This is a genomic window from Streptomyces sp. NPDC003697 (genome assembly GCF_053587115.1).
This window is the reverse complement of the sequence record NZ_JBSFNN010000003.1, coordinates 34,209-47,029: the sequence shown is the minus strand read 5'-3', so window position 1 is coordinate 47,029 and position 12,821 is coordinate 34,209. Positions and strand designations below refer to the sequence as shown.

10 protein-coding genes are annotated in these 12,821 nt (G+C 74.5%); 2 read left to right on the top strand and 8 right to left on the bottom strand.

What is annotated here, in order from left to right; all coding sequences use genetic code 11:
• The first annotated feature begins 322 nt into the window (after positions 1–322).
• Both ACWDNY_RS01825 and ACWDNY_RS01820 read left to right on the top strand, forming a co-directional pair.
• Entirely contained in the window at positions 323–544 is a 222-nt protein-coding gene (locus ACWDNY_RS01825; RefSeq protein WP_003976983.1) for a helix-turn-helix domain-containing protein, read from the top strand.
• Between the two features lie 167 nt (positions 545–711).
• On the top strand, positions 712–1,515 hold the full coding sequence (locus ACWDNY_RS01820) for an enoyl-CoA hydratase/isomerase family protein (protein ID WP_451643714.1): 804 nt from the start codon (positions 712–714) through the stop codon (positions 1,513–1,515).
• A gap of 200 nt (positions 1,516–1,715) precedes the next feature.
• Here ACWDNY_RS01820 and ACWDNY_RS01815 read toward each other — a convergent pair whose 3' ends face one another.
• The 8 genes from ACWDNY_RS01815 to ACWDNY_RS01780 all read right to left on the bottom strand — a co-directional run bounded on the left by ACWDNY_RS01815 (position 1,716) and on the right by ACWDNY_RS01780 (position 12,766).
• The gene (locus tag ACWDNY_RS01815) at positions 1,716–2,450 is read right to left on the bottom strand and encodes a nucleopolyhedrovirus P10 family protein (protein ID WP_451643713.1); all 735 of its coding nucleotides are present in this window, start codon (positions 2,448–2,450) and stop codon (positions 1,716–1,718) included.
• 254 nt (positions 2,451–2,704) lie between these two features.
• Positions 2,705–3,460 (bottom strand): SDR family oxidoreductase, encoded by a 756-nt coding sequence (locus ACWDNY_RS01810; protein WP_451643712.1) that lies wholly within the window; start codon positions 3,458–3,460, stop codon positions 2,705–2,707.
• 4 nt (positions 3,461–3,464) lie between these two features.
• Positions 3,465–5,252 (bottom strand): glycoside hydrolase family 15 protein, encoded by a 1,788-nt coding sequence (locus ACWDNY_RS01805; protein ID WP_451643711.1) that lies wholly within the window; start codon positions 5,250–5,252, stop codon positions 3,465–3,467.
• Positions 5,253–5,395: 143 nt separating this feature from the next.
• A complete protein-coding gene (locus tag ACWDNY_RS01800) occupies positions 5,396–6,187 on the bottom strand; it encodes an SURF1 family cytochrome oxidase biogenesis protein (protein ID WP_451643710.1) in 792 nt (263 codons plus the stop codon).
• Between the two features lie 229 nt (positions 6,188–6,416).
• Positions 6,417–7,427 carry a DEDDh family exonuclease gene (locus tag ACWDNY_RS01795; RefSeq protein WP_451643709.1) on the bottom strand — a complete coding sequence of 337 codons (1,011 nt, stop codon included), beginning with the start codon at positions 7,425–7,427 and terminating at the stop codon, positions 6,417–6,419.
• Positions 7,428–8,045: 618 nt separating this feature from the next.
• The gene (locus ACWDNY_RS01790) at positions 8,046–9,533 is read right to left on the bottom strand and encodes a CoA transferase (protein ID WP_451643708.1); all 1,488 of its coding nucleotides are present in this window, start codon (positions 9,531–9,533) and stop codon (positions 8,046–8,048) included.
• 100 nt (positions 9,534–9,633) lie between these two features.
• A complete protein-coding gene (locus ACWDNY_RS01785; protein ID WP_451643707.1) occupies positions 9,634–11,157 on the bottom strand; it encodes a S8 family serine peptidase in 1,524 nt (507 codons plus the stop codon).
• A gap of 82 nt (positions 11,158–11,239) precedes the next feature.
• Complete coding sequence (locus ACWDNY_RS01780) at positions 11,240–12,766, bottom strand: S8 family serine peptidase (RefSeq protein WP_451643706.1); 1,527 nt, start codon at positions 12,764–12,766, stop codon at positions 11,240–11,242.
• Between the last annotated feature and the right edge of the window lie 55 nt (positions 12,767–12,821).

The following is a 12,821-nucleotide window of genomic DNA, read 5'->3' as shown; positions in this document are numbered from 1 at the left end:
TCCACTGCTGATGGATCATTCGGCCCACCGGTGATCCCTCATCTGCGTGAGATCTCCTGGTACCGAGGTGTGTCCTACACCGATTTTCCGGCCGGGCCTCGTATAACCGGGGCCCGGCCGTCGCGCGCCCCTGACCTGGCACTTCACGGGGCGGCTCGTTCGGCCGTACGGACGCCGCCGGGCGGAAGGGTAAATTCCGCATGTGCGGACGCGCTCCTGTCGTCACAACGATGTCTCACGGACCTTGCCGAATGGGTGGCCATCACGCCCCGGAGGGGTGATCATGAGGAGACCAGAGCGCACTTCCCATGAGGAGGCACGGGTGGCCGAGACTCTGAAGAAGGGCAGCCGGGTGACCGGCGCCGCGCGCGACAAGCTCGCGGCAGACCTGAAGAAGAAGTACGACGCCGGTGCGAGCATTCGGGCGTTGGCCGAGGAAACCGGCCGCTCGTATGGCTTCGTGCACCGGATGCTCAGCGAGTCGGGCGTCACGCTCCGTGGACGTGGCGGGGCGACGCGGGGCAAGAAGGCCACGTCGGCCTGACTGACCGCGGGCGGCCCATCGGCTTCGACGGTGGCCACCCGGTCGGTCGTCCCCAGCGCCTTCGGGGGGCTGGGGTGACCAGGGATCGGCCGGGTGGTTACTGTGCAGTCACTTCGAGATGCCCTCCGTGGGCATGACAGGACGACCGCACCCATCGGAGGCGCCCCATGGCTTCGCCCGAGCACGACCTCGATCCGCTTCTCGACAAGGACGGCGTACGGCTCACCGTCGACGACGCGATCGCCACGGTGACGCTGACCAACCCCGCCAAGCGCAACGCCCAGAGCCCTGCCCTGTGGCGGGCGCTCAGCGAGGCGGGGCGGTTGCTGCCGGGCTCCGTCCGTGTCGTCGTGCTGCGTGCCGAGGGCAAGTCGTTCTCCGCCGGACTGGACCGGCAGGCGTTCACGCCGGAGGGCTTCGACGGCGAGCCGTCGTTCATCGACCTCGCGCGCGGCACCGACGAGGAGCTGGACGCCACCATCGCCGAGTACCAGGAGGCGTTCACCTGGTGGCGGCGCAGCGACATCGTGTCCGTCGCCGCCGTGCAGGGGCATGCCATCGGCGCGGGCTTCCAGCTCGCACTCGCCTGCGACCTGCGCCTCGTCGCGGACGACGTCCAGTTCGCCATGCGGGAGACCGGCCTCGGCCTGGTGCCGGACCTCACCGGCACGCATCCGCTGGTGGGGCTGGTCGGTTATGGCCGGGCCCTGGAGATCTGCCTGACCGGCCGGTTCGTCACCGCCGAGGAGGCGGTGAACACGGGCCTGGCCAGTCTCGCCGTGCCGCTGGACCAGCTCGACGGCGCCGTACGGGACCTGGCCTCGGCGGTCCTGGCCGCCCCGCGCGACGCCGTGATCGAGACCAAGGCCCTGCTGCGCGGAGTCCAGGACCGGTCCTACGAGGAGCAGCGGGCCGCCGAGCGCCAGGCCCAGGCCCGGCGGCTGCGTGACCTGGCCGGCATCGGCGACTAGTCGCGCAGTCCGGACAGGTCCCGGCTCTCGGTGCGGTGCCTTGCGGCCGACCAGCGGGGTCCGGTGCGTCCGGCTGTGGCGCGGAGGCGGGTGTCGACGCGGGCGTCGGCAGCCGGCGACAAACGCGGCAGATGTGCGGGCCGGGCCCCGTGAGGGCGGGCTGATCCCGGCTTGCACGGGCGCCGGGGGCTGCCGTGTCCTCAGCCGACCTCGGTGACCAGGACCGCCACCGTCGGCCGGTCCGTCAGGGCCGTCGCCGCCACCGCGCGGACCTCCCGGGCCACGTCCAGCGCCCGGTGGCCGGCGCGGAGCGCGACCTCCACCCGGACGTGGCGCCGCGGCAGGGCGGCGCCCGTGCCCTCCTGCCGCTCCTCGACGTGCACCGCCCGGTCCGGACCGCTGAGGACACCCGTCAGATGGGCCACCCCCGGCACCGCGAGCACGGCCGCGGCCACCCGGTTCGCCTCGGCGTCCGTGCCGCGGGCCGCCTCAGGCGGCCGGGACACCCGTACGGAGGCGCGCTCCCCGGCTTCGGCCGGGGAGTCCAGCAGAGCCGTCACCCGCAGGTCGACGTCGGTGACGGTCAGACCGAGCGCGTCCGTCGCGGCCGACGCCAGGGTCCCGCGCAGCCGTGCCGCCGCCACCGGCAGCGGCTCGGCGGCCGTCGCCGACAGATCCGCGGTCACCCGCAGCGGACCGGGAGGCAGTGCGCTCGGTGGCGGCGGAACGACCGGGGCGGAGGTCTCCCCGGGGCCGGCCGGGGCGATGCGGAGCTCGCCCAGCCGTACGCCCGGCTCGTCCTCCGCGGCGCGCCGCAGCACCGCCGCCGCGGCGCTCTCCGCGATCCACGCGCCGTCGCCCGGCCCGCCCAGGGGCAGGATCCTGCCGAGCGCCAGCTGCCGCCTCACCGTACTCGCCCACCGGTCCGCCGTCATTCCTCCAGCCTGCCGCATACCGGGCGCGGGATCGTGCCGCCCCCGCGCACGGTGCGGCGCCGGGGCGGCCGAAGGGAGGTACGGGGGACCGAGACGGCCGCCGAGGGCGGCTTCTCCAGCCCGGACAACGGCGAGAACGCCGCCAGCGGCCCCGCCGACACCGGCGCCCGGCTCCGGGGCGCCGGAGCGGAAGCCGGCGGTCCCGGAGGGGGAGCGGAAGCCCCCGGTTGCCCGAGCGGAGGGAGCGGGAGGGATCAGAACCCGTGCCGCATCCCGCCGTCGACCGGCACCATGATGCCCGTCAGATACGACGCGGCCGGCGACAGCAGGAACGCGGCCGTCCGGCCGAACTCCTCCGGCGTTCCGTAACGCCGCAGCGGGATGCGGGCCTCGTTGGCCGCCCGGGTCGCCTCCGGGTCCGCCGACAGGCCGTCCAGCTCGCGCACGCGGTCCGTGTCGATTCGGGCCGGGAGCAGCCCGACGACACGGATGCCGCGCGGTCCCAGCTCGTCCGCCAGGGACTTGGCGAACCCGGCGAGACCGGGCCGCAGACCGTTGGAGATGGTCAGCCCCGGGATCGGCTCGTGCACGGAGCCGGACAGCACGAACCCGATGACGCCGCCGGACTCCAGCTCCGCCGCCGCCGCGCGGGCCAGCCGGACCGCGCCCAGGAAGACCGACTCGAACGCCGCCTGCCACTGCTCGTCGGTGTTGTCCGCGACGAAACCGGGCGGCGGACCGCCCACGCTGACGAGGACGCCGTCGAAGCCGCCGAAGTGCTCATGTGCGGCCGCCACCAGCCGGGCGGGCGCCTCCGCGTCCGAGTTGTCCACGGCCACACCGACGGCGTTCGCGCCGAGCTCTGCCGCCGCGTCGGCGACCCGCTGCTTGTCGCGGCCCGTGATGACCACCTTCGCCCCGTCGGCCACGAGCTCCCGCGCGGCGGCGTTGCCCAGCCCGCGCGTGGCCCCTGTGACGACGTACACCCGGTCCTTCAGTCCAAGATCCATGCCCCTATCCTGCCCGGTCGCCCCCGTACAGGGCCAGGGCGGTGCTGACCAGGCCGATGTGGCTGAAGGCCTGGGGGAAGTTGCCGAGCTGCCGGCCGAGCACCGGGTCGTACTCCTCGGACAGCAACCCCACGTCGTTGGCGAGGCCGACCAGCCGTTCGAACAGCTCACGGGCCTCCTTCGTCCGGCCCGCCATGTGCAGGGCGTCCGCGAGCCAGAACGAGCACACCAGGAACGTCCCCTCGCCGCCGGGCACCCCGTCCACCGCGGTGGCGTCGGCGGTGTACCGGCGCACCAGCCCGCCCTCGCCCAGCTCCGCCCGGACCGCCTCGATGGTGCCGAGGACCCGTGGATCGTCCGCCGGCAGGAAACCGACGCGCGGGATGAGCAGCAGGGCCGCGTCCAGCGCGCGGGAGCCGTAGGACTGGGTGAAGGTGTTCCGTTCCGGGTCGTAGCCCCGCTCGCACACGTCGCGGTGCACCTCGTCGCGCAGTGCGCGCCAGCCCTCCAGGTCGCCCCCGAGTTCCGGGTTCTCCTCCAGCGTGCGCACCGCGCGGTCGGCGGCCACCCACACCATCACCTTCGAGTGCACGAAGTGCCGCCGCCTGCCGCGCACCTCCCACAGCCCCTCGTCCGGCTCCCGCCAGGCGGTGCGCAGGTACTCCAGCAGCTTGCACTGCAGCCGCCACATGTCCTCACCCACGGGCAGGCCCGAGTGGCGGGCCAGCCACAGCGAGTCCAGGACCTCGCCGTACACGTCGAGCTGGAGCTGCCGGACGGCGCCGTTGCCGACCCGTACCGGCACGGAGCCGGCATGGCCGCGGAGCCACTGCAGCTCGTACTCCGGAAGCCGCCGCTCGCCCGCGACGCCGTACATGATCTGGAGGTCGGCCGGGTCGCCCGCGACCGCGCGCAGCAGCCAGTCCCGCCACGCCACGGCCTCCTCCTGGTAGCCGGCCGTGAGCAGCGCGCCCAGGGTGAGGGTGGAGTCGCGCAGCCAGCAGTAGCGGTAGTCCCAGTTGCGCACGCCGCCCAGCTCCTCGGGCAGGGACGTGGTGGGCGCGGCGACGATGCCGCCGGTCGGCCTGTAGGTGAGCGCCTTGAGCGTGATCAGGGAGCGGACGACGGCGTCCCGGTGCGGTCCGTGGTAGCGGCAGCGCGACGCCCACGCCTGCCAGTCCGCCACGCTGTGCCGCAGCGCCTCGTGCGGGTCCACCTGCGGTGGCCGCGGCTCGTGGGAGGGGTGCCAGGTCAGCACGAAGGCCACCTTCTCGCCCTCGGCCACGGTGAACTCCGCGTGGGTGGCGAAGTCCTCGCCCCACGTCGGCACCTCCGGCTCGCTGCGCAGCCACGCCGAGTCCGGTCCGGCGACGGCGACCCGGTGGCCGTCGGTCCTGCGCACCCACGGCACGATCGAGCCGTAGTCGAAGCGGAGCCGGAGCGTGCTGCGCACGGTCACCCGGCCGCTCAGGCCCTCCACGACGCGCACCACGTCGGGAGCGCGGTCGCGCTGCGGCATCAGGTCGGTGACGCGGACGGACCCCTGCGGGGTGTCCCACTCGGTGTCCAGGACGAGGGTGTCGGGGCGGTACGCACGGCGGGTGCAGGGCCCGTCGGCATCCTTCGGCGCGATGCGCCAGTGGCCGTTGTCCTCGTCGCCGAGCAGCCTGGCGAAGCAGGCCCCGGAGTCGAAGCGGGGCAGGCAGAGCCAGTCGATGGAGCCGTCCCTGCCGACCAGGGCGACGGTCTGCTCGTCGCCGATGAGCGCGTAGTCCTCGATCCGCGGATGCACGGATGTGCGCCTTCCCGGCGGCGGGCGGGGCAATCCGGGTGGTCGCGCGCCCGTGACGCGGGTGAACGAGGGGGCGGACGGGAGCGGCCGCCCCGGACCGCGACGGGGTGAAAGGGGCGGCGGCGGACGGGAGCGGCCGGTCCTCAGACCGCGGCCGCCTCCGCCGCGGGAGCCGGCTCCTGCGCCGCCGCAGCGGCCCGTTCCCGGGCCTCACGGCGGGCCAGGACCAGCCAGCCGAAGGGGACCCCGGCCGCGAACAGCCACCACTGGACGGCGTACGCCAGGTGCGGGCCGATGTCGCCGTGCTCGGGGTCGGGCAGCGGTTCGGGGCTGCCGCCCCGGGGGGTGGGGGCGACCAGCTCCACGTAGCCGCCGAGAACCCGCTCGCCGAGCCGCCGCGCCTGCTGCTCGCTGCTGATCAGCATCACCTGACGGTCGGGCAGGCCCTTGACCTCCTTGATGCCGCTCTGCGCGGTGGTCTCGTCGGGCATCAGCCGCCCGGTGAGGGTGATCTCGCCCCGCCGGGGCGCGGGAATGTCGGGGAACGCGGTCTGCGCGCCGTCCGCCGGGACCCAGCCGCGGTTGACCAGGAGGACCTTGCCGTCGTCGAGGACGAACGGGGTCAGCACGTGGTAGCCGACCTTCCCGTCGGAGTTCGTACGGCGGCGCACGACCTCCTCACGGGCGGTGTCGAAGTGCCCCTTCGCGGTGACCCTGCGGTAGAGGTCGGCGTGCCGCACCTGCTCGCCCGGCGCGGTCAGCGACTCGGCCGGCACCGGCGTGGCCGCCAGGGAGTCGGCGATCACCGTGTTCAGTGCGACCCTGTGCTCGTGCCGGTGCAACTGCCAGAAGCCCAGCTCGATCATCGTGGGGATGAGTGCCAGGGCCACGAGGGTGAGGATCACCCACTGCCGGGACAACAGGAAGCGGTACACCCCACGACGGTACAACTCGGGCCGCGAGGTGTGTGCGACCGGGGTGCTCACCTCGCAGCCGACGTCGCCGCGGCCGCCGGGGCGACGCGGGCGGGGGCGCGGACCCTTGGTGGCGGCCCTCCCCACCGCGCGGGGGGACGGACGCGGCTACGAGAGACGCGCGCGACTCCCCGTGCGTGCCCCGCGTTCCCGCCGGTGCGTCGGCGCCGGAGGGCAGGCCGCCGGCCGGTCACCCGTCCGACGGCGCGGCCCCGCAGTCCTCGTCCGCGGGCTCGACGTCGCGCAGCAGCTGGCCGAACGCCGCCTCGTCCATCACCGGTGTCCCGTACTGCCGTGCCCTGGCCACCTTCGAGGTGGCGGAGTCGGGGTCGTTCGTGACCAGGAGGCTGGTCAGCCGGGAGACGCTGGTGGCCACGTGCAGGCCGGCCTCGGTCGCGCGGTCCTCCAGCAGCTCGCGGTCCACCGAGGTGTCGCCCGAAAAGGCGACCCGCATGCCCTGCTTGAGTCGTTTGCCCTCTTCGTACCGGCCGGGGTTGGGATAGGGACAGGCGGGCCTTTTGCGGGAGGGGCGCCAACTGCCCGGCCGGTACCCGCCGTAGCCGCCTGTCTGCTGGCGCGGCACGGGCCGGTCGGACCACTCCGTCAGGGGGCGGCACTCCAGCAACGGCAGCCGTATTCCGCCCGCCGCCGCGGCCAGCAGGCTCGGCCGGAACGCCTCCGCCAGTACGCGCGCGTCGTCCAGCGCGTGGTGCGCCCGCCGCTGCACGACGCCGAAGTGCGCCGCCAGCGACTCCAGCTTGTGGTTGGCCAGCGGCAGCCGCAGCTCCTTGGAGAGGGCGATGGTGCACAGGCGCTGCCGCACCGGCGCCTCGCGCCGGGCGCGCGCGTACTCCCGGGCGATCATCTGCCAGTCGAAGACCGCGTTGTGCGCGACGAGCACCCGGTCCCGCAGCCGGGCGGCGAACTCCTCGGCGATGTCCGCGAAGAGCGGGGCGCCCTCCAGCACCTCGCTCGTCAGGCCGTGGATCCAGACCGGACCCGGGTCCCGCTCGGGGTTGACGAGCGTGTACCAGTGGTCCTCGACCTCGCCGCGCGCGTCCAGCCGGTACACGGCCGCGGAGATGATGCGGTCGTCCCGGGCCAGGCCGGTGGTCTCCACGTCAACGACCGCGTATCCCTGGGGATACGCGGTCGGCCACGATGCGGGGGAGGACACTGCGGACATACGGTCTTCGAGCATGGTCCCTGAGGATACGGGCCGCGACCGACAGTGCTTCGCCCACCCTTGCCGGTCCACCCGCCGACGGCGGCCGCTGCCTGGTGACGCTGTGTCAGGCGACGGCGCCCTGCCAGGGAAGCGGCACCGTGTCCGACGGGCACCGCGGGGGGCCGGGGCCGGGGCCGAGCCGGGTCCGGATGCCCTCGCCGGCTCCGTGACGCGGGCAGCGCACGGGCGAGGCGCACAGCGGACGGTTCGGCGCGTGGCCCAACGGGCTGCGGGCGGCGGCCCGGAGGACGGCGGCGGGCAGCGGCCCCGAGGACGGCTGTGGGCGGCGGTCCTCGGGGCGGAACGACGCAATCGTGTCCGCGGCGGGCCTTGTCGTCGGCGCGGCGGGCGCGGCGGCCGCCCGTGCGGCACCTGACAAGCGGCGCGGGCGCCGGGGGCCACCACCTCTCCGGCCACGGAGCCGCTCCGGGAACTCCGGAAAAAACACCCGGTGTGCCCTGTTCGTCCAACTGTGAGCGGTCGGCCAGGCGTTTGTCGCGACCGGCTGGGGTGGTCGGGAGCCGCCGGCTGCGGACGTCCGCGCCGCCCTGAGAGGTCCCGGCCCCCGGCCCGCCGGAGGCGTCTCCTCCGTCAGGCCCAGCGCGCCCGGTCCCCGCCCCACGGGCCCGGCGGCCGCGCCCAGTCGGCCGGGCCGTCGGTGAAGGAGACGGGGGGCAGCGCGTACCGGAGACGGCCGATCGGGCTGTCCCGCTCGCCGAGCCATGGGGCCGGCCCGTCGTACGGCGCGGCAGCCGCGCCGCCGGCCGTGGAGGCGGGTGGGGTCCCACCGCCGTCGGCAGCGCCCCCGGCAGGCCCCCGCGTCCCACGGTCCGCCCTACCGACCGCCTCGCTCGGCCCGGCCGTACCGTCGGCGTCGTTCCGCCCGGCCGTGCCGGTCAGCCAGGCCGCCGTGCGGGCCAGAGAGAGGCGGACGGTGCGGCTGCCGCCGTCGGCGGCCTGGTCCGTCAGCGCCCGCAGCACCGCCGCCGCCAGCAGATAGCCCGTGCCGTGGTCCAGTGCCTGCGCGGGCAGCGCGCCGGGCCGCTCCGCCGGTCCCTCGACGGCCGCGATGCCGGTGGCGGCCTGCACCAGGCTGTCGAAGCCCCGCCGGCCGGCCCAGGGGCCGCGGGTGCCCCACGCCGACAACTGGGCGACGACCAGCCCGGGCCGGCGTTCGGCCAGTGCCGCGGGGGAGAGGCCGAAGCGGTCCAGGGAGCCCGGCCGGTATCCGGTGACGACGACGTCCGCCGTGGCGAGCAGTTCCTCGAACGTCGCCCGGTCGGCCGCCAGGTCCAGGGCCGCCGACCGCTTCCCGAAGCCGGTGTCGGCGTGCTGGTCCGGCAGTTCGGGCAGGTGCGGGGCGTCGACGCGCAGCACGTCCGCGCCCAGCAGGGCGAGCGCGCGGGTGGCGACCGGGCCGGCGATGACCCGGCTCAGGTCCAGCACGCGCAGTCCGCCGGCGGGCAGCAGCGGAGCGGTCCCGGCCGGCCGGAGCACGCGCGCGGCGGCCGTGTCCAGCCGCTCCCGCTCGATCAGGGGCCCCGCGGCCGCCGCGGCGCCCTGCTCGTGCGCCGCCCACTCCCGCGCCGTGCGCAGAGCCACCGCGAGGCCGCCGGCGCCGTACACCGTGTCCTCCACCTCGACGGCGGACCGTTCGGCGAGCCGGCTCGCGACGTCGTCCGCGGAGGCGTCCCCGGGCAGTGCCAGCGCCTTCAGCAGCCGCGTCCGGTGGTGGGGATAGTTGGCGTGCGTGCGCACCCAGCCGTCCGCGGTCCGCCAGAAGCGCGACAGCGGCGCGAACGTGGCGCCGGCCCGCCCGTCCACCAGCAGGTGACGCTCACTGACGAACGACGTGGCCACGGCCCCGTCGTCCACCCGCACCGCGGGAACCCGGGGCAGTCCGGCCCTCAGTGCTCCCAGCTCGGCGGCGGCCAGTGCGCACGCTCCCACGCACGCCCGCGCCAGCTCCCTCACGGGCAGCCGGGCGTCGAGCGCTCCGTCGCGTGCGACGGTGGACACCCGGGAGAGCAGGGCGGGGTCGCCGCCCAGGGCCGTCCATGCGAACTCCGTGTCGGTCATGACGGCAGCATGCAGCATGTGATCGGCCGGCGTGCGACGAGGGCCGGGCGGAAGCGTCCGCCCGGCCCTCACGGCTGTCCGCCGCCCTGCTCCGTGCCGGCTACCTGGTGACCGCGTCCAGCGCGTCGGCCATGCCCCAGCCGTAGAAGCCGTTGTGGTTCTTCGGGCCCTGGCACACCGCGTCGACCTTGCCGTCGCTGTCGATGTCGTACGGGTCCGTGCACTTCACGGCGTCCGCCTCCGCGTACAGCAGCGCCTTGACCGCGGCGGCGGGGGCGTGCGGGTGCGTCGACTTGATCAGGGCGGCGACCGCCGCGACGTGCGGGCTCGCCATCGACGTACCGGCCATGTAGCCCCACCTGCCGCCGGGCAGCGTGCCGAGGATCAGGCCGCTCGTCGCCGGGGCGTCCGGCTTCTGGTAGGCCGTCGAGTCGCCGCCGGGCGCGGCGATGTCGACGACACCCAGGCCGTAGTTGGAGAAGGACGACTTCAGGCCCTTCGCCCCGGTCGCCGCGACGGTGACGACGCCCGGCAGCTGGGTCGGTATGTCGTAGCACTTGTGCGGGTCGATCACCCGGTCCGACGGCGTGGAGTCGTTCGGGGAGGAGGGGTCGGTGATCGAGTGCGATGCCAGGTCGTAGTTCTCGTTGCCCGCCGCCGCGACGTTGACCGCGCCCTTCTTCTCCGCGTAGCGCGTGGCCCGGGTGATGGCGTCCACCAGCGCCTTCTGGTCCGGGTCGTCGGCGCAGTTGAAGTACCACGGGTCGGTGTAGTAGCTGTTGTTCGTCACGTCGACGCCGTGCTCGGCCGCCCACACGAAGCCGCAGACCACGGCCTCCGTGTAGAAGAACCCGTTCGGGTTGGCGACCTTGATGCCGGAGACCTTCACGCCCGGCGCCACGCCCGTCATGCCGACGCCGTTGCGGGCGGCGGCGATCTCACCGGCGACGTGCGTGCCGTGCGGACTCTCCGACGCGCCCGGACGCCAGGCCCCGTCGGCCGTGTCCGGCTTGCCCGACACGCAGTTGACGGAGGCCGCGCGGTCGAAGTTCGGGGCGATGTCGGGGTGGGTGTCGTCGACGCCGGTGTCGATCACGGCAACGGTGACCTCGGGGCTGCCGAGGGACTTCTCGTGCGCCTTGTCCGCCTTGATGGCCGGCAGGTCCCACTGCAGCGGCTCCAGCGGGTCCTGCCCGGCGGCCGCCTCCGTCCGGGCCTGCGCCATCTCCGCGGCGGTCAGCGCCTTGGGGGCGCCGACGTCGGTGGTCGACTGGGCGGGCAGCGGGGCGGTGCGGGTGGCACCCGCGGAGTCCACCCCCCGGACCCTGCGCACGGTCTCGGCGAAGCGCGGGTTCGACGAGTGGACGACGATGACGCCGATCTGGTCGTACGACGCCACGACGGTGCCGCCGGCCTCGCCGATCGCCTTCTTCACGTGCGCGGCGACGCCGTGTCCGGGGTGGACGTTGACGACGTAGCTGAGCGAGGTCGCGCCGGCCGTCGAGGCGGCGGGCGCGGCCGGGGCCGCGGACGCCGTGTTCGGCAGGAACGCGAGGGCGGACGCCATGGCCATGCCCAGGGGCAGGACCAGGGCGCGCCGGTAGCGCGGGTGAGGCGCTGTCATGTGATGGTCTCTCCAGTTCGTCGGGTTCACGACCGCTCATCCGACCAGCGGGCCGTGTGGAAAGGCGTGGGGGGGGGTGGGGCTACTCGACCGCGCGCAGCGCGTTCACGACGCCGTGTCCGTAGAAGCCGTTGACGCGCTTGCCGCCGACGCACGTGGCGTCCGCGACCCCGTCGCCGTCACCGTCGTACGGGCCGGCCGGGCATCCGGGGTTGTCCGCCTGGGCCTTCAGCAGCGCCTGCAGCTGGGCCGGAGTGGCGTGCGGGTGGGCGGACTTGAGCAGGGCCGCCACGGCCGCGACGTGCGGGGTGGCCATCGACGTGCCCTGCAGGAAGCCGTACTCGTTGCCGGGCAGGGTGGACAGGATGCGGCCGTTGTGTGACGGCGTGTCGGGTATCTGGTACTTGTCGCCGCCCGGCGCCGCGACGTCGACGACGCCCTGGCCGTAGCTGGAGTAGTACGACTTGGTGCCCTTGACGCCGACCGCGCCGACCGTGACGACACCCGGCAGCTGCGTCGGGATGTCGAAGCACGTGTGCGGGTCGATCGTCCGCTCCACGGCGGTGGAGTCGTCGGGGCTGGCGTCGTCGAGGATCGCGTCGGCGTCCAGGTCGTGGTTGGCGTTGCCGGCCGCGGCGACGTTCAGGGTGCCCTTGCTCCGGGCGTACAGCTGGGCCCGGTCGACCGCGTCGACGATGGCCTTCTGGTCCGGGTCGCCGAGGCAGTTGTACTGCCAGGGGTCCACGTAGTAGCTGTTGTTGGTGATCTCCACGCCGTGGTCGGCGGCGAACACGAAGGCGCACACGACGCTCTCGGGGAAGAACAGCTGGTCCGCGTCCGGCTGGGCGACGGTGATGCCGGCGACCTTCACGCCGGGCGCCACACCGGCGACGCCGACGCCGTTGCGGGCCGCGGCTATCTCACCCGCCACGTGGGTGCCGTGGTAGTGGTCGGCGTCCACCGGCCGCCAGGAGCCGTAGGTGGTGTCCGCCTTGCCGCTGACGCAGTTCGCCGACTGCGAGGGGGAGAAGTTGGGGGCCAGGTCCGGGTGGGTGTCGTCGACGCCGGTGTCGATCACGGCGACCGTCACGTTCCTGCTGCCCGGGTTGATCCTCGCGGCCCTGTCGGCGCCGATCGCGCGCAGATCCCACTGGTCGGCCTCGAGGGGCTCGCTCCCGCCCGCGGCGGCCTTGACGGCCCGCGCCGCCTGAGACTTCGTCAGGTACCGCACCGCGCCCTCGTCCGTCGTGCCTGACGCGACCAGCGGCGAGGTCCGCGTGGCACCCGCCGACTGCACGCCCCGCACCGTGCGCATCCGCTGCGCGAAGCCGGGGTTCGCGGAGTGGACGACGATGACGCCGATCCTGTCGTACGTCACCACGATCGTGCCGTCCGCCGCCCGTATCGCCCGCTCCACGGAGGCGATCGTGCGGCGGTCGGGCCTGGTGTTGACGACGTACGCGAGGACGGGCGTGTCCGCGGCCCGGGTGGTGGACTCCGCGCGGGGCGCCGCCGACGCCGCCGCCGGGAGGAAGCCGAGCGAGGCGGTCAGCGACAGCACGACCGGTACGGCGAGAGCGAGCCTGCGTCTGGAACGCGAATGAGCCATGGGGTCTCCACATCATCCGGGTACAAATCCGCCCGAGACACAGGTGGTTCCCGGG